This is a genomic window from Streptomyces sp. NPDC048331 (assembly GCF_043201215.1).
Classification (GTDB): domain Bacteria; phylum Actinomycetota; class Actinomycetes; order Streptomycetales; family Streptomycetaceae; genus Streptomyces.
In genome coordinates this window covers 1-21379 of record NZ_JBICYT010000057.1, presented here as the reverse complement: position 1 = coordinate 21379, position 21379 = coordinate 1, and the positions used below count along the sequence as shown (strand labels likewise).

16 protein-coding genes are annotated in these 21379 nt (G+C 72.7%); 8 read left to right on the top strand and 8 right to left on the bottom strand.

Annotation, left to right across the window (positions count from 1 at the left end):
* Positions 1 to 125: 125 nt before the first annotated feature.
* The 4 genes from ACGFYY_RS39125 to ACGFYY_RS39110 all read left to right on the top strand — a co-directional run bounded on the left by ACGFYY_RS39125 (position 126) and on the right by ACGFYY_RS39110 (position 5875).
* Complete coding sequence (locus tag ACGFYY_RS39125) at positions 126 to 1103, top strand: DMT family transporter (protein ID WP_393717004.1); 978 nt, start codon at positions 126 to 128, stop codon at positions 1101 to 1103.
* Positions 1096 to 2346, top strand: a complete 1251-nt coding sequence (locus ACGFYY_RS39120; protein WP_393717002.1) for an aromatic amino acid transaminase — start codon at positions 1096 to 1098, stop codon at positions 2344 to 2346. The genes ACGFYY_RS39125 and ACGFYY_RS39120 overlap by 8 nt, the downstream gene beginning before the upstream one ends.
* 272 nt (positions 2347 to 2618) lie before the next feature.
* On the top strand, positions 2619 to 3725 hold the full coding sequence (locus ACGFYY_RS39115) for a molybdopterin-dependent oxidoreductase (protein ID WP_393717000.1): 1107 nt from the start codon (positions 2619 to 2621) through the stop codon (positions 3723 to 3725).
* A gap of 83 nt (positions 3726 to 3808) precedes the next feature.
* Positions 3809 to 5875, top strand: coding sequence for a SpoIIE family protein phosphatase (locus ACGFYY_RS39110; RefSeq protein ID WP_393716998.1), 2067 nt, complete (start codon positions 3809 to 3811; stop codon positions 5873 to 5875).
* A gap of 19 nt (positions 5876 to 5894) precedes the next feature.
* Here the strand turns inward: ACGFYY_RS39110 and ACGFYY_RS39105 are convergent, their stop codons facing one another.
* Complete coding sequence (locus tag ACGFYY_RS39105) at positions 5895 to 8705, bottom strand: SpoIIE family protein phosphatase (RefSeq protein ID WP_393716996.1); 2811 nt, start codon at positions 8703 to 8705, stop codon at positions 5895 to 5897.
* Positions 8702 to 9697 (bottom strand): GlxA family transcriptional regulator, encoded by a 996-nt coding sequence (locus ACGFYY_RS39100; RefSeq protein WP_393716994.1) that lies wholly within the window; start codon positions 9695 to 9697, stop codon positions 8702 to 8704. Before ACGFYY_RS39100 ends, ACGFYY_RS39105 begins: the two co-directional genes overlap by 4 nt.
* A 106-nt stretch (positions 9698 to 9803) precedes the next feature.
* On the opposite strand from ACGFYY_RS39100, the gene ACGFYY_RS39095 reads away from it, so the two are divergent.
* Positions 9804 to 10382: a cysteine hydrolase family protein gene (locus ACGFYY_RS39095; RefSeq protein WP_393716992.1), complete on the top strand. Its 579-nt coding sequence runs from the start codon at positions 9804 to 9806 to the stop codon at positions 10380 to 10382.
* 347 nt (positions 10383 to 10729) lie between these two features.
* On the opposite strand, the gene ACGFYY_RS39090 is transcribed toward ACGFYY_RS39095, so the two are convergent.
* A complete protein-coding gene (locus ACGFYY_RS39090; protein WP_365267857.1) occupies positions 10730 to 11878 on the bottom strand; it encodes a glycerate kinase in 1149 nt (382 codons plus the stop codon).
* A gap of 143 nt (positions 11879 to 12021) precedes the next feature.
* Here ACGFYY_RS39090 and ACGFYY_RS39085 point away from each other — a divergent pair, with 143 nt between their 5' ends.
* Positions 12022 to 13743: a BCCT family transporter gene (locus ACGFYY_RS39085; RefSeq protein ID WP_393716989.1), complete on the top strand. Its 1722-nt coding sequence runs from the start codon at positions 12022 to 12024 to the stop codon at positions 13741 to 13743.
* Positions 13744 to 13794: 51 nt separating this feature from the next.
* Here ACGFYY_RS39085 and ACGFYY_RS39080 read toward each other — a convergent pair whose 3' ends face one another.
* Together ACGFYY_RS39080 and ACGFYY_RS39075 are read right to left on the bottom strand one after the other, a co-directional pair.
* The gene (locus ACGFYY_RS39080) at positions 13795 to 16215 is read right to left on the bottom strand and encodes a hypothetical protein (protein ID WP_393716987.1); all 2421 of its coding nucleotides are present in this window, start codon (positions 16213 to 16215) and stop codon (positions 13795 to 13797) included.
* 84 nt (positions 16216 to 16299) lie between these two features.
* Positions 16300 to 17319 carry a glycosyltransferase family 2 protein gene (locus ACGFYY_RS39075; RefSeq protein WP_365267852.1) on the bottom strand — a complete coding sequence of 340 codons (1020 nt, stop codon included), beginning with the start codon at positions 17317 to 17319 and terminating at the stop codon, positions 16300 to 16302.
* Positions 17320 to 17630: 311 nt separating this feature from the next.
* On the opposite strand from ACGFYY_RS39075, the gene ACGFYY_RS39070 reads away from it, so the two are divergent.
* Together ACGFYY_RS39070 and ACGFYY_RS39065 are read left to right on the top strand one after the other, a co-directional pair.
* Positions 17631 to 18131, top strand: a complete 501-nt coding sequence (locus ACGFYY_RS39070) for an NUDIX hydrolase (protein WP_365267850.1) — start codon at positions 17631 to 17633, stop codon at positions 18129 to 18131.
* A 51-nt stretch (positions 18132 to 18182) separates the two neighbouring features.
* Positions 18183 to 18611: a hypothetical protein gene (locus ACGFYY_RS39065; protein ID WP_365267848.1), complete on the top strand. Its 429-nt coding sequence runs from the start codon at positions 18183 to 18185 to the stop codon at positions 18609 to 18611.
* A 16-nt stretch (positions 18612 to 18627) separates the two neighbouring features.
* On the opposite strand, the gene ACGFYY_RS39060 is transcribed toward ACGFYY_RS39065, so the two are convergent.
* The 3 genes from ACGFYY_RS39060 to ACGFYY_RS39050 form a co-directional block, all read right to left on the bottom strand.
* The gene (locus ACGFYY_RS39060; protein ID WP_365267846.1) at positions 18628 to 19014 is read right to left on the bottom strand and encodes an SHOCT domain-containing protein; all 387 of its coding nucleotides are present in this window, start codon (positions 19012 to 19014) and stop codon (positions 18628 to 18630) included.
* Positions 19015 to 19103: 89 nt separating this feature from the next.
* On the bottom strand, positions 19104 to 19625 hold the full coding sequence (locus ACGFYY_RS39055) for a methylated-DNA--[protein]-cysteine S-methyltransferase (RefSeq protein ID WP_393716984.1): 522 nt from the start codon (positions 19623 to 19625) through the stop codon (positions 19104 to 19106).
* Positions 19626 to 19637: 12 nt separating this feature from the next.
* On the bottom strand, positions 19638 to 21122 hold the full coding sequence (locus ACGFYY_RS39050; RefSeq protein ID WP_365267843.1) for an AlkA N-terminal domain-containing protein: 1485 nt from the start codon (positions 21120 to 21122) through the stop codon (positions 19638 to 19640).
* Positions 21123 to 21379: the final 257 nt, after the last annotated feature.

Genomic DNA, 21379 nt, shown 5'->3' with positions numbered 1-21379 from the left:
TGGCAGAATCTGCCCCAAACGTATGTCCGAGAGACAGAACTGGCAATCGGCTGCCCCGCCCCACGCTCTAGCGTTGCCCCCGCACGGACCGGATCGGTCCGGGTCTCAGAGGCTGGAGCAATTCCTTGGTCGCGACGAACACCACCCGGGCGACCCTGCCTCCCGATGCGGCGGGCCCGCGGGCCGGACACCCCGGCCGGCGCGGGCTCTCCCCACAGGCCGAGGGCATGCTGGCCCTGCTCGTCACCGTGTCGATCTGGGCGGCCTTCGCGCTCAGCGCCCGCGCCCTGAGCGGCTCCTCCCTGCTGCCCGCCGACGCGGCCCTGCTGCGCTTCGGCGTCCCCCTCGTCGTCCTGTTCCCCGCCCTGTGGCGGCGCCGGCGCGCCATCGCCGCGGTGCGGCCGGGCCCCGCGGTGAAGATCGTCTGCGGGGCCGGGGTGCCGTTCTTCCTGGCCGCGATGCACGGCGGCGCCCTGACGTCCGCCGCCTTCGTCGGCTCCATCGTCCCCGGCATGGTCCCGCTGTTCGTCTCCGCGATCATGATCCGCCGGGGCCACGGCGCCCCCAAGGGCACCCAGGCCGCCGGGCTCGCCCTGATCGCGGCCGGTGTGGTCGCCCTCGTCTGGCGCTACGTCGTCCCCGTCGACACCGACGTACTCGCCGGCGCCGGCACGCTCCTGGTGGCCAGCGGCCTGTGGGCCCTCTACACCGTCGGGCTGCGCGAGGTCGACCTCGACCCGATCGGATCGATCGGACTGCTGTGCCTGCCCTCCTTCGCGGTGATCGGGCTCCTGGTACTGACCGGGGTACTCCCCACCGGCATCGCGCACGCCGCGGGCAGCGACATCGCCCTGTTCCTCGTCGTGCAGGGGCTCGGCGTCGGCCTGTGCGCGGGCCTGCTGTACGCCTTCGCCATCCGCCGCCTCGGCGCCGAACGCAGCGCCGTCGTCGGCAGCCTCAGCCCCGTCGCCGTCGTCCTGCTCGCCGTCCCGCTGCTCGGCGAGACGCCGACCCTCGCCGTCCTCGTCGGCGTCCCCCTGATCACCGCCGGCGTCGTTCTCGCCAACCGCCGCCCCCGACCCGAGGTTCCCGCAGATGCTTGAGCTCCTCCCCACACCGCCCACCGACCCGCTGTGGGACCTGACCTACGAGTTCGGCGGCGACGAGCGGCCCGAACGCCTGAACCTCGTCCTCGGCGTCTACCGGGACCAGAGCGGCACCACCCCCGTCATGACCGCCGTACGCGAGGCCGAGATCCGCCTGGCGGAGCGCTCCGACTCCAAGGAGTACCGCGGACTCTCCGGCAACGCCGCCTTCAACCGCTCCCTGCTGGAGCTGGTCCTGGGCCAGGCCGGGCCCACCGACCGGGCCGCGGCCGTCCAGACCGTCGCGGGCTCGGGCGCGCTGCGGCTGCTGGCCGACCTGATCTGCCGGACCCGCCCGGGCACCACCGTGTGGATCAGCGACCCGGCCTACGTCAACCACCGGCCCATCTTCGAGGCCGCCGGGCTGCGCGTGCGCACGTACGGCTGGCGCGACGCCGAGGGCGGCTTCGACACGGCCGGGGTGCTGCGGGAGTTGGCGGACGCGCAGCGGGACGACGTGGTCCTGCTCCAGGGCTGCTGCCACAACCCCACCGGCGTGGACCCGCTGCTCGACGACTGGGAGGCGCTCGCCGAGTCGGCCGCCCGCGGTGGCTGGGTGCCGTTCGTCGACCTCGCGTACCACGGTCTCGGCGACGGTCTGGAGGCCGACCTGCTGCCCACGCGGATGCTGGCGGCGCGGCTGCCGGAAATGCTGATCGCGGTCAGCTGCTCGAAGAACTTCGGCCTCTACAGCGACCGCGTCGGCTGCGCCATCGTGCTCGGCGCCTCGGAGCGGGCCGTCCGGCACGCCGAGACCGCCCTGCAGAACGCCGCCCGGACCCTCTACTCGATGCCGCCCGAGCACGGCGCGGCCGTCGTGACCACGATCCTGGAGGACGAGGGGCTGCGGGCCGCCTGGCGGGCCGAGTTGGAGGTCATGCGGGGCCGGATCATGGACAACCGGGCCGACCTGGTCGCCCACCTGAGCGCGCTCGGCTGCGCGGAGCAGGCACGCTCGCTCGCCCCGCAGAAGGGGATGTTCTCGATGCTGCCGCTGTCCGCGCAGCAGATGCTCCTGCTGCGCAGGCAGTACGCCGTCTACGGCACGACCTCGGGGCGGATCAACATCGCGGGCATCCCGGCGCACCGGATCCCCTGCCTCGCCCGGGGCATCGCGGGCGTCCTGGACACGGCCGAAGCACCTCGCACGACGCCGCTTCCGCGGCAGCAGTCCGGAGCGGCCGCCGCCCTGCGGGCGTGACATGACAGTCCCCGGCAGTCCGTCGATTCCATGAGCCATCCGCCGTCGCCGATGGCTCCCCTGGTCGACAGGTGCTGCCGGGGGCCTGGCCAGAGCCTGGACAAGGGTCACGCGGGCCTGAGGACGTCTCCAGAGGGAGGTGCGGCTCTTTCCGGTTATCCGGTGTATTCATGAGTTTCCTCCCAATTCGCACCCAGTCAAGGCTTTGTTCGGACGTAGTCTGTAAAGAAATCCGCGTCGCGCTCGGCACGAGCCCGACGAAAGGTGCCGCCATGACCACACGGCCTGTTCCGCAAGCCGCCCCAGGGTCCGGCGCCACGGTCTGGACGCCCGAAACGGTCACCGCGGACCCGTACAACGCCCAGACCCCCGCCGCCGCCCTGACCGAGCCGGTCACCCCCGTCGGGGCCTTCTTCGTACGCGACCACTTCGGCATCCCACGGATCCCACCCGGCCGCTGGCGGCTACGGATCGGCGGCGCCGCGACCGCCGCCCCCTTCACCCTCGACTACGCGGAGCTGCTCGCGATGGAGCACCGCGAACTCGACGTCGTGGTGGAGTGCGCGGGCAACGGCCGCGGCCTGATGACCCCCCGCCCGCCCGGCCTGCCCTGGGGCCGGCAGGCGGTCGGCTGCGCCCACTTCGCCGGCGTCCCCTTCCGCCTCCTCGCCGAACGGGCCCTGATCGGGCCGTCCGCCGTGGAAGTCGTCTTCACCGGCGCCGACTCCGGCCCCGTGCGCGGCCGCCGGGCCTCCTTCGAGCGCAGCCTCCCGCTCGCCGCGGCCCTCCACCCGGACACCCTCCTCGTCACCCGGATGAACGGCGAGCCGCTCGCCCCCGAACACGGGGCGCCGGTCCGCCTGGTGGTCCCCGGCCGCTACGCCGTCGCCGACGTGAAGTGGCTGGTCGGAGCGCGGGCCGTGACCCGCCCCTTCACCGGTGTCTTCCAGAGCGAGCAGTACCACTACGTCGCCTCCCGCGGCACCCCCGACGGCCCGGTGACGAGCGTGCGCGTCACCTCGCTCGTCACCGAGCCCGAACCGGACACGGCCGTGCGCCGCGGCCACGAGACCCTCGTCCGCGGCCGCGCCTGGTCCGGCGGCGGGGTGCCGCTGCGGAGCGTCGAGGTACGGGCCGAGTACGAGGACGACGACCGGCACCGCGAGCGCGGCTGGCACGCGGCGCTCCTCGAACCATCCACCGGCCCCTACGGCTGGAGCGGCTGGTCGTACCGGTGGACGCCACAGCGGCCCGGGCCGTACCGGCTGGTCTCCCGCGCCACCGACGCCCACGGTGACACACAACCCCCGCACCCCCCGTGGAACGCCGGTGGCTACGGCTGCAACACCGTGGCCTGCGTCGAGGTGGTGGTCGTATGAGCGACACGACACAGAGCCCCGCGCCCCCGCCTCGGATAGGGTGAATCGGTAGGAATCAGGCCCCCCGGGGTGAGGTCGGTGCGTTGGACACTTACCAGGCGACGAGCGAGGTGCCGGACCCGCCGCCCGCGGCTGTCGGGTACGCGGGCGTACTCAGCGAGCTCCTGCCCATCGCCCTCTGGCGGGAGGACGCCGACGGACACATCGTGGAGTGGTCGCTGGCCGCCCAGGACCTGCTCGGGCACCGCCCCGAGGACATCATCGGCCTCCCCGGCAGCGCCATGCTCGTCCCCGAGGCCAACCGCGAACTCGCCGAACAACTGACCCGGCGCGTCCAGTCCGGCGAGACCGTCGTCGGCACCCTGCCCGTGCGCCACCGCGACGGCCACCGCGTCCCGATGGAGATGTGGATCGTCCCCGCCGTCGACCCGCAGGGCCGAACGGGAGCCATGCTCATCGCCGTGGAGACCTCCGAGGTGCTCCACATGCGGGACTCGCTCGCCGCACTCCAGAGCCTGTTCACCCAGTCACCCATAGGCCTCGCCACCCTCGGCACCGACCTGCGGTTCCTCCGCGTCAACGACGCCCTGGCCCGGATGAACGGCGTCTCCGCCGCCGAACACCTCGGCAAACGGCTCACCGAGGTGGTCCCCGGGGTCAACGCCGCCGCACTGGAGTCGACGATGCGGCAGGTCCTCGACCGGGGCACCGCCGTCGTCGACGTCCGCCGCACCGGGCGGACCCCCGCCGACCCGGAGAACGACCGCACCTGGTCCTGCTCCTACGCCCCGCTGCTGGACGGCGCCGGCCGGGCCCTCGGAGTGATCGCCTCGCTCATCGACATCACCGAGGGCCAGCAGGCCCAGGCCGACGCCGAACGGGCCCGACACCGGTTCGCCCTGCTCGCCGAGGCGGGCACCCGCATCGGCACCACCCTGGACCTCCACCAGACCGCCCAGGAGATCGTGGACGTGCTGGTGCCGCAGCTCGCCGACTCGGCCGACGTACAGGTGCTCGAAGCGGTACTGGGCCCAGACGAGGGCCCGGTCCCCACGGCTTCCACGCGCGGCGTCCTGCGCCGCCTCGCCGCCCACTTCCCCGACCCGACCGCCCCCACCGCCAAACTCGCCCCCGGGCAGACCTTCCAGATCCCCATGGGCACCACCTACGAGCAGGTGATCGCCGAGGGGCGACCCATGAACCTCTACCTCGCCGACATCCCGGCACTGATCACCTCCCCGCGCGCCGAGGCGCTCCGCACCTACCTCGCCACCCTCGGCTCGGCCCGCCTGGTCCCGCTGGTCGCCCGCGGCACCGTGCTCGGTGCCGTCGCCGTGACCCGCACCCGCGAGCGGGAACCCTTCGACGAGGAGGACCGCGTCCTCGTCGACGAGCTGGTCGCCCGGGCCGCCCTCAACATCGACAACGCCCGGATGTACACGCTCCAGCGCCAGGCCGCCCTGACCCTCCAGCGCAGCCTCACCAACAACGCGCTGCCCGAGGTACCCGGCCTCGAACTCACCGGGCGCTACCTGCCCGCCAGCGACCACGACGTCGGCGGGGACTGGTACGACGTCATCCCGCTGCCCGGCGACCGGACCGGGCTCGTCATCGGCGACGTCATGGGCCACGGGATCCACGCCGCCGCCGTCATGGGCCAGCTGCGGACAGCCGTACGGACCCTCGCCCGCCACGACGTGCCCCCGGCGGAGCTGCTCCGCTCGCTCGACGCCGTCGTGGCCGACCTGGGCGAGGACGAGATGGCCACCTGCGTGTACGCCGTCCACGACGCGGCGACCGGCGCCTGCGTGATCGCCCGCGCCGGCCACCCGCCACCCTCCGTCGTCACCCCCGACGGGGACATCACCTTCCTCGACGGCCCGCCCGGGACCCCGCTGGGCACGGGCGGCCAGGACTTCCGCACCGAGGAGGTACGGCTGCCCCCGGGGAGCCTGCTCGTGCTCTACACCGACGGCCTCATCGAGGCCCGGGACCGGGACCTCGACCAGGGCATGGCCCAACTCGCGGGGGCCTTGCAACAGGTGGACCAACCCCTGGAGGAACTGTGCGAGGGGATCCTGCGGCGGCTGCTGCCCTGCGCCCAGCAGGACGACGTCGCCGTGCTACTGGCCCGCACCCGGCCGGTGTGAGCCCGCGGCGACCGCCGACTCACCAGGCGAGGTCCTCCAACGCGTCCAGGTCCAGCGGGTCCGCCGGCTGCGGCTCCGAGCCCCCGGTCAGCGGCAGCTCGGCCCAGATGACCTTGCCGCGGTCGGTATAACGGGTGCCCCACCGATCGGCGTACTGGGCGACCAGGAACAGCCCGCGTCCGCCCTCGTCCGTGGTCGCCGCGTACCGCAGGTGCGGTGAGGTGCTGCTGCCGTCCGAGACCTCGCAGATGAGGGTGCGGTCGCGCAGCAGCCGCACCCGCACCGGCGCGCTCCCGTACCGGATGGCGTTGGTGATCAGCTCGCTGAGGATCAGCTCGGTGGTGAAGGAGATCTCTTCCAGCCCCCACGCGGCGAGCTGCGCCGCGCCCGCGTTCCGCACGCGCGAGACGGCCGAGGCCTCGCCCGGTACCTCCCACTCGGCGATCCGGTCGGCCTCCAGCCGCCGCGTGTCGGCGACCAGCAGGGCGATGTCGTCGCTCGGCACCGGGAACAGCATCGCGGCGAGTACGTCCGAGCAGGCCTGGTCGGGGCTGCGGCCGGGCCGCGCCAGAGCCTCGCGGAGCAGGTGCAGTCCGGCGTCGAAGTCCCGGTCGCGGTCCTCCACCAGCCCGTCGGTGAAGAGCACCAGCCGACTTCCCTCGGGGAGCGTGAACTCGGCGGCCTCGAACGGCATGCCGCCGACGCCCAGCGGCAGACCGGAAGGCAGCTCGGGGAACTCGACGGCGCCGCCGGGGCGGACCAGCGCGGGCCCGGGATGGCCGGCGCTGGCCATCCGACACCGCCCGGACACCGGGTCGTAGACCGCGTAGAGGCAGGTGGCTCCGGTGACCCCGGCCGGCTCGGCGGCCCCGTCCGGGACCTCCTCGACCGCACCCTCCTCCTCCCCGCCGGTGAGCCCGATCCCGGTGTCGTCCTGGTCGATCCGGTTGATCAGCTCGTCCAGGTGGCCCAACAGCTCGTCGGGGGGCAGGTCCAGAGTGGAGAAATTGTGCACCGCGGTCCGCAGCCGGCCCATGGTCGCCGCGGCGTGCACCCCGTGCCCGACGACATCGCCGACGACCAGCGCCACCCGGCCACCCGGCAGCGGGATCACGTCGAACCAGTCACCGCCGACCCCCGCCATCGCGGGCAGGTAGCGGTAGGCCACGTGCACGGCGTTCTGGGCGGGCAGCACCCGCGGCAGGAGGCTGCGCTGGAGCGTCACGGCCATCGCGTGCTCGCGGGTGAAGCGACGGGCGTTGTCGATGGACACGGCGGCGCGCGCGCCCAGCTCCGCCGCGAAGGAACGGTCCTCCTCGTCGAAGGACTCCGGGGTGTCGGCGGCCCGCCAGAAATTGGCCATGCCCAGGACCACACCTCGGGCCTGGAGCGGTACGGAGATCAGCGAGTGCAGCCCGTAGTCCAGGGCCGCCCGGGTGCCCTGGGCGTCCTGGGCACGCCAGCCCATGGCCGCGTTCAGATCGGCCGCGAGCACCGCGTGCCCGGCGTCCAGGGCCGCCGCCATCGGCGCGGTCGGGACGACGAAGCGGATGATGTCGCCGACCGGCTGGAGCGGCGAATCGGCCCGTACCCCGGTGATGGCGGCCCGGCGCATCTCGGTGTAGACACCCGTGCCCAGCGAGGGCTCGTCCCCGTGCAGCACCGGCTCCAGCAGCTCCACCGTCACGAAGTCCGCGAACCGCGGAACGGCGACCTCCGACAGCTCCTCCGCGGTCCGCACCACGTCCAGGGTGGTACCGATCCGCACGCCGGCGTCGTAGAGCAGCTGCAGCCGGCCCCGGGCCACCTCGGCCCGGCCCGAGACCGCGGCGAGCTCGGTGGAGTCGCGCAGGGTCACCACGCTGCCCGTGGACAGGCCCCGGTGCTCCTTGGTGGGCCGCACATTGACCGCGAGCAGCCGGTCACCCGCCAGGTGCACGTGGTCCGTCACCACCCGACCGGAGGCCAGCAGCTCCGCCGTACGCGGGTCGAGTCCGAGGTCGGTGACGTGCCGGTTCTCGGGGTCGGGCGGCAGGCCGAGCAGCCTGCGGGCCTCGTCGTTGGCCAGCACGAGCCGCTGCTCGGCGTCGATGATGACCACGCCCTCACGGACGGCGTGCAGGACGGCCTCGTGGTGCTCGTTGATCCGGGACATCTCGGCGGCGCCCAGGCCCCGGGTCTGGCGCCGCAGCCGACCGCTGACCAGGGCGGCGCCGCTCGTGCCGAGCAGCAGGGCGCCCGCGGCCGCGCCGAGCAGGAGCGGGAGCTGGCCCTCGACGACCTGGGAGACGTTCTCCACCTCTATGCCCGTACCGACCAGACCGATGACGACACCGTCGGCGTTCCGTATCGGGACCACGGCCCGCACGGCGTCGCTCGGCTGGCCCCGGAAGGTCTCCGTGAAGGCGTGCCCGGCGAGGGCGCGGCTGAGGTCACCGGTGGCCCGTCGGCCGATCAGCTCGGGCCGTGAGTCGGTGTACCGGACCCCCTGGAGGTTCATGACGGCGATGAAGTCGACTCCCGAGCCCTCGCGAGCGGCCTCCGCAAGCGGCTGGAGCCGGGCCGTCGGATCCGTCGAGAGCAGCGCCGCCGCGATACCGGGGGAGTGCGCGAAGGCCTCGGCCGCCGCGAGCGAACGGTGCCGGGCGTCGCGCTCGCTGTCGTACCGGGCCTGGAACACCAGGGCCGAAGCGGCCGCGGCGATCAGCAGGAGCACGATCATCGCCTGGAGGGCGAAGACCTGACCGGCGACGCTGTGTGCCCACCGGGACAGGCGCGCGGACAGGCGCGAGCCCCACCCGGTCGGCTGGCGACCAAAACGTCCGGTCATGAGCCCTTTCTAACACTGTCCGGAGGGTTTGGTGCGGCTGCCGATGCGCAGGAGGCGGCACGGTACGCCCGAGGACCGAGACCGACGTACGCGGTGAAGTGCTGGCGGAAGGTGACCTCACTCGCGAAACCGGCCCGCCGGGCCACCTCCGGCACCGGATGGTCGGTGCGCTCCAGCAGCTTGCGGGCCGCGTCCAGCCGGTGCCCCAGCAGCCACCGGTGCGGGGTGGTGCCGGTGGCCGCGGCGAAGTGCCGGGCGAAGGAACGCGGGGACATCCCGGCCCACCCGGCCATCGTCGCCACGGACAGCGGCTCGTGCAGCGAGCGCAGCGCACGCGCCCGTACGGCGGCCAACGCCTCGGCCGTCCGGTCCGCGGCCGGGACGGGCCGGTCCAGGTACTGGGCGTGGTCCCCGGTACGGAAGGGGCCCGTCACCATGGACCGGGCGATGGCGGCCGCGGCCTCGGCGCCGTGCGCCTCCCGGACCAGGTGCAGACACAGGTCGATCCCGGAGGCCACGCCGGCGGAGGTCCACAACCCGCCGTCCTCGACGTAGAGCGGGGCGTCCTCCACCACGATTCCCGGATAGCGGGCGGCGAGCTGCGGGGCCAGCCACCAGTGGGTGACCGCCCGGCGGCCCTCCAGCAGACCGGCCTCCGCGAGGACGAACGCCCCCGCGCACAGGGCGGCGACCGGCACGCCCCGTCGGTGCGCCTCGCGCAGGGCGGCGAGCACCGGGGCGGGCGTCGGGTCGGCCGGCTCGGCGAGCGCCGGTACGACGACCAGGTCGGCCGTGGCCAGCCAGTCCAGCCCCCGGTCGGGGGCAAGGGTCAGCCCGCCGGGCAGCGGGATCGGACCGGGCTCCAGGGCGCACCGGCGCAGCTCGAAGCCCGGCACCCCGACACGGCTGCGATCCGGACCCCAGACCTCGGTGATGACGGCGAGGTCGAAGCTGCGGATACCGGGCTGGACGACGATCGCGACACGGCGCATCGGGCCAGTCTGCCAGGGGGCCAGGACTGCCGGCCTGGCAGGATCCCATCGGTACGAGGCTTCGCGGCCGCTGTCGGGCCCGCGGTCCGGCCGACAGCATGGAGCCATGACGAAGACCGCGATCGAGATCGCCCCCGACAGTGCCCTGCTGGTCATCGACGTACAGAAGGGCTTCGACGAAGAGTCCTTCTGGGGGCCCCGCAACAATCCGGCGGCCGAGGACAACATCGCGGCCCTGATGGACGAGTGGCAGGCGGCCGGCCGGCCGGTCGTGCTCGTCCGGCACGCCTCCGTGCAGCCCGGCTCCGTCCTCGCCGCCGACCACCCCGGGCACGCCTTCAAGGACCTGGTCGAGAAGCGGAGCCAAGGGGCCCTGGTGGTCACCAAGACGGTCAACTCGGCCTTCTACGGCACCCCGGACCTGGCGGACTGGCTGAGCGCCCAGGGCATCGGCCAGCTGGTGCTGGTCGGCATCCAGACCAACATGTGCGTCGAGACCACGGCCCGGATGGCCGGGAACCTCGGCTACGACGTGCTCGTCCCGCTCGACGCCACGCACACCTTCGACCTCGCCGGTCCGGGGGGCCTCGCGCTGACGGCGGACGAGCTCGCGACCGCCACCGCGGTCAACCTCCAGGGCGGCGGCTTCGCCCGAGTGGTCACCACGGCCGACCTGCTGCGCTAGCTCCCCCCGGGTCATCCGAGCCTCGCCGGCGTTGGAGGAGCGGGCCCGGCCTGATCCAGCCTCGGCCCGGCCGATCCAGCCTCGCCGGCGTTCGAGGCAGGGGGCACCTCCCAGCGGTAGCTGGGGGAGGGCCCGGCCGGAGCCCGGTGCCCGGCGGAGCCGGGTTTCCTGGGGCGCCGCCCCAGACCCCGAGCCTCGAATGCCGGCGAGGCTGGGGGTGGTCCGGCGGGGCCGGAAGTGGGCCGGCGGGGCCGAAGGGGGCCGGCCAGGCCGGCGGTGGTGGAGCCGGCAGGGCCGAGGGCCCCGGCCCGGTCGAACGGGTCGGGGCCCCGACAGTGGCGGCCGGGTCAGAGGACGTCGGCGGCGATGTTCGCGGCGACCCGCTCCAGCAGGGGACCCGCGTTCGGGATGGACTTGGCCGGGTCGGGCTCCAGGTCCGTGAGCGGGTACGCCTTGCGGATGCCGGCCCCCTCCAGGGCCTCCTGGGACAGCAGCAGCCGCCCGCAGACGGCGACCACCGGCTTGCCGGCCGCGCGGGCCGCGGCCGCGACGCCCGCCGGAGCCTTGCCGTGCAGGGTCTGCTCGTCCAGGGAGCCCTCACCGGTGATCACCAGCGTGGCCCGCTCCAGCGCCGGGGCGAAGCCCAGCACGTCCAGCATCAGCTCGATGCCGGGACGGAACGTCGCGCCGAGCAGCAGGGCCCCGTAGCCGATGCCGCCCGCGCCGCCCGCACCCGGGAGCACCGCGCACTCCGCGGCCTTCGCACCGATCGACTTCTCCAGCACCACCGCGAAGTGCGCCAGCGCCGCGTCGAGCGTCGCCACGTCCTGCGGCGAGGCACCCTTCTGCGGGCCGTACACCGCGGCGCAGCCCTTCGGGCCGGTCAGCGGGTTGTCGACGTCGCTCGCGAGGACGAACTCCACCTCGGCGAACCGCGGGTCGACCCCGGACAGGTCGGCCGAGGCCAGATCGGCCAGCGCGCCACCGCCCGGACCGACCGGTTCGCCGTTCGCATCCAGGAACACCGCGCCCAGCGCGGCCAGCATGCCGGCGCCGCCGTCGGTGGTGGCGCTGCCGCCCACGCCGAAGACGATCGTGCGCGCGCCCGCGTCCAGCGCGGCCTTGAGCAGCTCGCCCGAGCCGTACGTGGTCGCGGTCAGCGCGGCGAAGGTGCCCGCCGGCAACAGCTGCAGCCCGGAGGCCTCCGCCATCTCGACCACCGCGGTGCCCTCGCGCAGCGCGAAGGCTGCCGTGACCTGGTCGCCGAGGGGCCCGGTGACCCGTACCTCCCGCCGTTCGAAGCCGGCTGCGACGGCTGCCGCGACCGTTCCGTCGCCGCCGTCCGCGACGGGGAGGGTCTCGATCTCCACGTCCGGCACGGCCCTGCGAAGGCCGGCCGTCACCCGCTCCGCGACCTGAACGGCCGTGAGCGAGCCCTTGAATTTGTCCGCGGCGATGAGCACGCGCGCGGCCTCGTTTACTGCTCCGTCCGTCACCTTGCTATTCCCTTGCTATCGAACAGTGCAGTCGCGCCGCCATGAGCTTATCCGGAGGATCCTCCTATGCCCATGAGTGGCCTGGGCCACACCCGGCGCGCCATGGCCCTAAATGGGGATATACGCCTGCATAGTGTGGCCGCATGAGCGCGGAATCACGGGAACGGCCACGTCCGGACACCCCGGGAGGGGGATCCGACGGTCCGGTGGACGGCGCACCCGACCGCGCCGTCGTCACCGTGGGCGTGCTCGCCGTGCTGGCCGTCGTCGCGTGGGCGGCCCTCGGCAAGGACTCCTTCGACACGGCGTCGGCCACCGCGCTCTCCTGGGTGCTGAGCAACTTCGCCTGGCTGTTCGTGATCGCCGCCGACGTCTTCCTCGTCATGTGCGTCGTCCTCGCGATCAGCCGGTTCGGCCGGATCCGTCTGGGGGCCGACGACTCCGAGCCCGAGTTCACCAACCTCGCGTGGATCGCGATGATGTTCAGCGCCGGCATGGGCATCGGTCTGATGTTCTACGGGGTGGGGGAGCCCCTCACGCACTACCTGGCGCCGCCCCCGGCCTCCGGTGCGGCCCCCCGCACCGGCGCCGCCGCGCTCGCGGCCATGGAGTACTCCTTCTTCCACTGGACCCTCACCCCCTGGGCGATCTACGGCATCGCCGGCCTCGCCCTGGCCTACGCGACCTTCCGCAAGGGCCGCGGCAACCGCCTGAGCTCCGCCTTCGTCCCCCTGATGGGCGAGGAACGGGCGGCCGGACCGGCCGGCAAGGCCATCGACCTGCTGGCCGTGTTCGCCACCGTCTTCGGAACCGCCACCAGCCTCGGCCTCGGCGCCCTCCAGGTCTCCAAAGGGCTCGACCTCACCACCGGCATCGAGGACTCGACGACCGTCGAGCTGATCATCATCGGCTCCTTGTCGGCGGCCTTCGTCCTCTCCGCCTTCTCCGGCCTGCACAAGGGCGTCAAATGGCTCAGCACGATCAACCTCGTGCTCGCCGCGATCCTGATGCTCTTCGTCTTCGTACTCGGCCCGACCGTCTACATCCTCGACGTGATCCCCTCGAGCGTCGGCGGATACCTGAGCGAGCTGGTGCCCATGGCCAGCCGCACCGGCGCCTTCACCGACTCCAAGTGGCTCGGCGCGTGGACGATCTTCTACTGGGCCTGGTGGCTGTCCTGGGCTCCCTTCGTCGGCACCTTCATCGCCCGCATCTCGCGCGGCCGCACCATCCGCGAGTTCCTCATCGGCGTGCTGCTCGTCCCCAGCGGGGCCACCGTGATCTGGTTCTGCGTCATGGGCGGCACCGCGATCCGCCTCGACTCCACCGGAGCCGTCGACTTCGCCGTCAAGATCAAGGACGGTACGGAGGCCTCGCTCTTCGCGATGCTGGACGCCCTGCCGCTCTCCGCGGTCACCTCGTGGGTCGCCATGGTCCTCGTCATGACCTACTTCGTCACCAGCGCCGACTCGGCCTCCCTGGTGATGGGCTCGCTCACCAGCCGCGGCTCCCTCAATCCGCCGACCTGGCTCGTCGTCACCTGGGGCGTACTGATGGCCGCCGTCGCCGCCGTGCTGCTCGTCGCGGGCGGCCTGAAGTCCCTGCAGACCGCGACCATCCTGGTCGCGCTGCCCTTCGTCATCGTGATGCTGCTGCTCTGTTGGGCCCTGGTGAAGGAACTCCGTACGGACCCGGGCGCCGGACCCGCCCGCCACCACCCCCTGCACGGGATGCGGGACGCGGTCCGGGCCATGGTCGGCGATGCCATCAGCGAACAGGGCGCGGCCCGTGGCCGGCGTGGACCCGCCGAGTCCGGGGAACGGCGGGAGGGGTACGGCGAAGGCCCGGGGTCCCCGACGGCGTGACGCCTCGGGGCCCCCGGGCCCCTGTCCGGTGGGTGTCGCGGACCTGCCCGGTCAGGACAGCTCGTACACCGCCATCCGACCGTTGTCGTAGACCTTCTTCGCGAGATCGGCCAGCAGCGGCGACTCGGCGCCCGACGGGCGGTGCGCCACCACATAACGGACGTGGTGCCGGTCGTGCAGTCGGCTCAGGATCTCGGCGGTCGGCCGGTAGACGGCGTCCTCGTTGAGTCGGAACAGTTCCTGGTCCCAGAAGGGCCCGTTGTAGGCGGCCGAGCCACCCGACAGCGCCATGGCCCGCGGCGCGTACGCCCAGCCCTCGATCAGCACCGACCGCTCCGAGTACGCGCTGAGCCACTGCGAGCGGACGTTGTCGCACGTCGCCCCCGCCGGCAGCGGGCCCTCCAACTCCCAGCAGTGGCTGTTGGTGGCCAGTACGTCCGACGGCTCGCTGTGGGCGCGGATCCAGCGCGCCGCCTCCACCTGCGAGCCGGGCATGACCCACGAGTACGACCACAACTCCTGCCGGGACTGCAGGACGTCGTGGAAGAGCCCCGGGACGCCGGCGGTGAGGGCGGCGGTCAGCAGGACGATCGCGCCGCGGCCGCGCAGCGCGGGCCACACCCGGCCGCCGAGCCGCCACAGGACCGCCCCGACCAGAGCGGCCAGGGCCAGCGCGGCGGCCAGGCCGAGCGCGGGCAGCAGCACGGAGTACGTGGCCGCGTGCCGCTGGTCCCCGGCGAGCCGCAGTACGTACGCCGACCAGCGGCCGGAGTAGCGGTAGATCCCGAAGGTGAGCAGTGCGGAAAGGACGACCACGCCGAGGGCGAGCGCGACCTTGGCCCGCCTGCCGAGCGCGGCGCGCTCGAAGGTCTCGCAGAAGCCCCAGGCCGACAGCACGGCCCCGAAGGGCAGCGCGGCGAGGGTGAAGTAGCTGGAGTTGTAGCCGTTGACGGCCAGGTAGGCACAGGGTCCCGCCACGGAGGCGCCGAGCAGGAACCACTGGACCGGCTCCAGCCGGAACCGCCGCTTGGAGATCAGAGGGATCGCGCCGAGCAGCTTCAGCTGGTGGTTCAGCACGAAGGCGACCATGGTGCCCACCACCACAAGCGCCTGGAACGCCGGTGAGCGCAGCCCGTCGGCATCGGCCCAGTAGCCCCGGACGTTGCCGAACGGGATGATCTCGAGGCCGTAGCTCTCGAAGTTGAAGATGACGGCAGTGGCGAAGAGTTGGGCACCGCCCAGGATCGCGCCCAGCCCGACCACGTGCCAGGGGATGCGCCGGGTGGTGATCAGCAGGACGAGGCCGGCCAGGGCGAGGCCCGCCAGGGTGACGGGCAGGGTGCTCGCCTTGGCCGCGGTGGAGGCCAGGGCGAACATCGCGACGAGGACGTACACGCCGCGGCCGAGGAGCGGGGCCCGGTCCTCGCCTTCGCCGTCCGTGACCGCCTCGCCGTCCCGGCGGCTCCTGCGCAGCGCGTCGCCGACGACCCCCATCAGCGCGATCAACAGCGGCTGGCTGTAGGTCTGCGAGAGGCTCGACCAGGACATCAGCCGGACGGCCGGGGCGCCGAAGGTCCAGGTGGGTACGGGGTTGGGATAGGCGGCGGTGAACTCCGCGACCGCGAAGACCAGCAGCGCGGCCAGCGGACCCGCCCAGGCCCGCCCGATGAGGCGCCGGGCCACCACGGCGGTGATCACCATGCCGAGGGCCGCCAGCGCGGGGACCATGAGCCGGGACTCGATCACGGCGAGGTCGAGATGACCGACCATGTCCGTCATCGCCATGTGGGCGAAGGTGAACCAGTGGTAGTACAGGGGTTCGCCGGACGCCTGGGGCAGGGTCAGCGGGACGTTCTGCTTCGCGTTCGCGGCGAGCGACAGCATGTACGGCATGTCGCCGAACAGCCGACTGCCCTCCTTGTCCGGGAGCACCGGGTACAAGGACAGGAAGACCTGGTGGAAGTAGACGCTGCTGAGCATCACCGTCCCCGAGACCGACCAGGACCAGCCCAACGAGGGGCTGGTGTACCCGCGCGGACGCCAGTGCCGGCGGAGCTTGGGCAGGGCCGCGAAGGGGACCACCACGGCGAGCGGCCACGCGAGGGCGAACGCCTGGGCGCCGGTCCCGACGAGGACCGCCCAGGCGACCAGCTCCAGGGCCAGACCGGTGACCGCGCCGAAGGCGAGGTCCTCGACCAGCGAGTGCGGCCGGCGGCGAAGGGCCCGGAAGACCAGGGTGCCGGGGAGCAGAACGCCCCAGAGCACGTAGAAGGTGTACCGGGCGATGTCGCCGATCGGGGTGTCCGAGGCCAGCAGCAGGGAGACCAGCAGGAGGTACGCGGCGGCCGCCGGCAGGAAACGCCAGAACGCGTGCGGTCCGGGCCGGTCGGTCGTGCGGGACGGGGACGCGCCGCTCAGCGGCCGTGCCCGGAGGTCGGTCCGCTCGGGCGTGGCGCTGCCAGTTGTACCCATATGTCTTGTTTCTTCCCTACCTGCTATGCGTCGGCCGCCCCCGACGGGGGCGGCCGGGAGCGCCCCGTACCGGGGCGCCCGGAATCAGGCCGCGTACTCGGAGACCCGCTGGTCGCGATCGGCGACCGCGGTGTCCTCGGCGGAGTCGTACCCGACGAAGTAGGCGGGCCGGGCCTGGACGGCGGAGTAGATCCGGCCTATGTACTCGCCGAGCAGGCCCACGCAGATGAGCTGGACACCGCCGATGAACAGCATCCCGATGAACAGCGAGGACCAGCCGGGCACGGTCGAGCCGAACGCGTACTGGAGCGTCGTGTAGATCGCCAGGCAGAAGCAGACGAGGAAGCTGAGCAGACCGAGCCAGGTGGCGAGCCGCAGCGGGCTGGCCGAGAAGTTCGTGATGCTGTCGAGGGCCAGGCGGACCATCTTGGACAGCGGGTAGTGGGTGCTGCCGGCGACCCGCTCCTCACGGACGTAGACGACCTCGCCGCTGCTGAAGCCGAGCCACGGCACGAGCAGCCGGTAGACCGGCTGGTGCTCGGGCAGGGACTTGAGCGCGTCGACCGCGGCCCGGCTGAGCAGGCGGAAGTCGCCGGCCTGGTTGGGCATGTTCTTGCCGACGAGCTTGCGCATCAGCCAGTAGTAGACGCCGGCCGTGCGCCGCTTGAAGAAGGTGTCGGTGCCGCGGTCGCCGCGGACGCCGTAGACGATGTCCAGGTTCTTCTCGCGGGCCAGCTCGTACATCTCGACGATCTTCTCCGGCGGGTCCTGGAGATCGGCGTCGATGCTCACGACGTAATCGCCGTAGGCCCGGTGGATGCCCGCGGTCAGCGCGGCCTGGTGCCCGGAGTTGCGGGCGAAGCGCACGATGCGCAGCTCGGGCCACTCCTGGCGGATCTTCTGCATGATCATCGGAGTGGCGTCGGTGCTGCCGTCGTCGATGCCGACGACCTCGTAGCTGATCCCCATGCCGTCCAGGATCGGGCGCAGGCGCGCCACGGTCAGGGGCAGGGCCTCCTGCTCGTTGTAGATCGGGATGACGACGGACAGCACGGGTGCCGGCCGGTCGACTGCGTCACGTGCCGGGGCTGCTGCGTTCTGCATGGAGGGGCTTGTCTTCAATCTCCGAGTGCGGAAGACCGCCGGCGGATGCCTGACGATCTGACCTGCCGAGAGCGGTTACGTCGGCAGCGGACCACCAGGCCGACCACGCGGAGGCGCACCAGCTACCGGAGCCCTTGGCGCCACAGGGCGGAAGCGAGTGACCCGGGCGAGCGGTAACAATATCATCCGTAAAGCAATCATCATTTGGTCGCCTTCGATCCCGGAACGGACCGAACGCCCCGTGCTGACCGGCCCCGAAAGTGGCGGGGGACACCTCGCAGGGCTCGCGGCGGAGCAACTAGGGTTGCGGCGTGACCACCGCAGACGACTACGCCACGTACATCGCGAGCCTGCCCCGGGTGCTGGCGGGCGCGGCCGCCCTCTATCGGGACGCCGACGGTCGGGTCCTGCTGGTCGAGCCCAACTACCGCGAGGGCTGGGCCCTGCCGGGCGGCACGATCGAGTCGGACCGGAACGAGTCCCCGCGCACCGCGGCCCGGCGGGAGAGCGCCGAGGAGATCGGCATCGACCTCCCGCTCGGCCGCCTCCTGGCCGTCGACTGGGTGCCGGGTCCCGGCCGCCCGCCGCTGGTCGCCTATGTCTACGACGGTGGGGTGCTCGACGAGACCCAGCTCGCCTCCATCACGCTGCAACAGGAGGAGCTGATCTCCTGGCGGCTCGTCGAGCCCGCCGAACTCACCGCATACCTCCCCGAACCGCTCGGCCGGCGCATCCAAGAGGCGTACCGGATCGCGCAGTCGGGCGAGGGTGCCGCGGAACTGGAGAACGGCCGCCGCCCGGTGGCCCCGTAGGTAGGGCGCGCCGTAACACCGGACTTACCTCGACCAGGACAGAATCAGCAGATGATCACGATGTACGCCTGGCCCAGCACCGCCGACGGGCCCGACGCCCTCCCCATGGTGCACTTCACCACCGACCAGCAGGCCGGTGGTGAAGTCACTCCGGAGGGGACCCCGGTCTGGCTCTTCGACACCGCGATACGCGAGGGCGGCTGGGCGCAGTTCACCGATTTCGAGGGCTGGTCCGTCCCGGCCGCCGACTGGCAGGCCTTCTACCGCCGCGAGGACGACCTCCTCGCCGTCACCGGACCCGGCTCCTGCGAGGGCTGGTACCAGGGCAACCTCGGCGCCGACGCCGACTGGGTGGCGGCCGCCGCCGCCCAGCAGAGCGTGGTCCTGCTCGCCGCCCCGGTCCAGCACCCCTCGCTGTACAACTACGCGGTGGAGGCCGGAGCCGCCTTCGCGCTGCTCGTTCCGCTCCTCGTCGTCTGAACGGACCCGGACCCGGTCACGCCAGGAGCTTGGCCTTGGCGCGGTCGAACTCCTCCTGGGTGATGTCGCCCTTGTCCTTGAGCGCGGCGAGCTTGTGCAGTTCGTCCGCACTGCCGCCGGTGCCCGCCGTCTTCTGGACGTAGGACCGGAAGGCGGCCTCGTTCTCCTGGACCTGCTTGATGTCCCGCTCACCCATGCTCTTGCCGCGGGCGATGAGGTAGACGAACACGCCCAGGAAGGGAAGGATGATCACGAAGATCAGCCATCCCGCCTTCCCCCAGCCGCCCAGGCTGTGGTCACGGAAGATGTCCGTGATGATCTTGAAGAGCAGGAAGAACCACATGATCCACAGGAACAGGTACAGCATCGTCCAGAAGATGTTGAGAAGCGGATAGTCGTCCATGCCCGACTCCGATCATGTAGCGGTATTCCATTCATACAACCGCTGCAAAAAGACCGCATTTCGGAATGGGGCCGGGGGTGAGCCCCATGTCAGAACAGGACGCGGACCCGTTCCCCGGACTCGAAGGCCAGCAGCCGCACCTTGCGGTCGAGCCCGCCGCCGTAACCGGTCATCCCGCCCGACGCGCCGATCACCCGGTGACAGGGCACGATGATGCCGACCGGGTTCTTCCCGTTCGCCAGGCCCACCGCGCGCGAGGCGTTGGGCTTGCCCAGCCTGGTGGCGAGCTCCCCGTACGACCACGTCTCGCCGTACGGGATCCGCATGAGCTGATCCCAGACGCTGCGCTGGAAATCGGTGCCCTCCAGGCGCAGCGGCAGGTCGAACTCGGTGAGCTCCCCGGCGAAGTACGCGGTCAACTGGCGCACCACCTCCGGGAAGGGCTCCTCGGCGGCCGCCACCCGCTCCCCGAAGGACTCCTCGGCCGGCCGGTGCCGCTGCTCCGTCATGTAGAGGCCGCTGAGCACCCCGTCCGTGGCGACCAGGGTCAGCGGGCCGTAGGGGCTGTCGACGACGGTGTGCGTCTTGGTGCTGTTCAGGGGGGATCGCATCGCTGGTGCTCCTCAGACGGGCAGGTGGTTGATCGGGTGGGCGTCCGTGGCCCACAGGTACTGGACGGCGTACGCCCGCCAGGGACGCCAAGCGGCCGCGCGGGCGGTGAGCGCCGAGGGGGTGGACGGCAGCCCGAGCCCCTGCGCCGCCCGTCGGATCCCCAGATCCGACGGCAGGAACGCGTCCGGGTCGCCGAGCGCCCGCATCGCGATCACCTCGGTGGTCCACGGACCGAAGCCGGGCAGCGCCGAGAGCTGAGCCCGCGCCGCCTCCCAGTCGCTGTCGAGGCCGAGCGCCAGCGAACCGTCGGCGAGCGCCGAGACCAGGGTGGTCAGCGTGGCGCGCCGAGTGCGGGGCAGGGCCAGGGCCTCCGGATCCAGCCCGGCGAGGGCCTGCGGAGAGGGGAAGAGGTGGGTCAGCCCGCCCAGCGGGTCCTCGATCGGCTCCCCGTGCGCGCTGACCAGCCGGGCCGCGTGCGTACGCGCCGCCGCGGTGGAGACCTGCTGGCCCAGTACCGCCCGTACGGCGAACTCCGGCGCGTCGACCGTACGCGGGACCCGGCGCCCGGGGGCCTTGTCCACGAGCGGGGCCAGCATCGGGTCGGAACGCAGCTGCTCGTCGACCGCCTCGGGGTCGGCGTCCAGGTCGAGCATCCAGCGGCAGCGGCTGATGGCGATGGTGAGGTCGCGCAGGTCGGTCAGCGCGAGCCGGCAGCCGATGTGGTCCGGCTGCGGGGTCAGGGCGACCACGCCGGTGCCGTAGGGCAGGCGGAGGGTGCGACGGTAGGCGCCGTCGCGCCACTCCTCGACCCCGGGGACGGCGGTCGCGGCGAGGTGCCCGAAGAGGTTGTCGGGGTTCAGCGGGGCCCGGAACGGCAGCCGCAGGCTGATCGTCCCGGGGATCCGGGGAGGGGCCTTCCGGCCGCGGCCGGCCTTGACGGCCCGCTCCCGCAGCTCGCTCGGGGACAGGCCGAAGACCTCGCGGACCGTGTCGTTGAAGGTCCGGATGGAGGAGAACCCGGCGGCGAAGGCCACGTCGCCCATCGGGAGCTCGGAGGTCTCGATGAGCAGCCGGGCGGTCTGGGCGCGCTGGGCCCGCGCCAGGGCGAGCGGACCGGCCCCGAGCTCGGCGTTCAGCTGACGCTCGACCTGGCGGGCGGAGTAGCCCAGCCGGCCGGCCAGACCCGGCACGCCCTCCCGGTCCACCACGCCGTCCTGGATCAGCCGCATGGCGCGGGCGACGGCGTCGGCCCGGGCGTTCCACTCGGGCGAACCGGGACTCGTGTCGGGGCGACACCGCTTGCAGGCCCGGAACCCGGCCTGCTGGCAGGCGGCGGCGCTGGGCAGGAAGGTCATGTTCTCGACCTTCGGCGGCACCGCGGGGCAGCTGGGGCGGCAGTAGATGCGGGTGGTCAGGACGGCGGTGAAGAACCAGCCGTCGAAGCGGGCGTCCTTCGACTGCACGGCCCTTACGCAGCGCTCGGTGTCGGTGTGCATGGCTCTAGGATCCGGTGTCGCGGAACCGCCGGCTGGCGGTTTTCCGACATCAAGCCTAGCCGGGCAGCGGCGGGGTGGGGGCGGGGCCGGGTCCGGCGGCGGGGCGGGGGTCGTCCGGGGTAGGCATGATTTATGGCCCCTCGGCCCGATATCGAGGTGCCCGGCGGTCCGGGCCAACAAATCACGTTTTACACCCCGGACGACCCCCCCCCCCCCCCCCCCCCCCCCCCCCCCCCCCCCCCCCCCCCCCCCCCCCC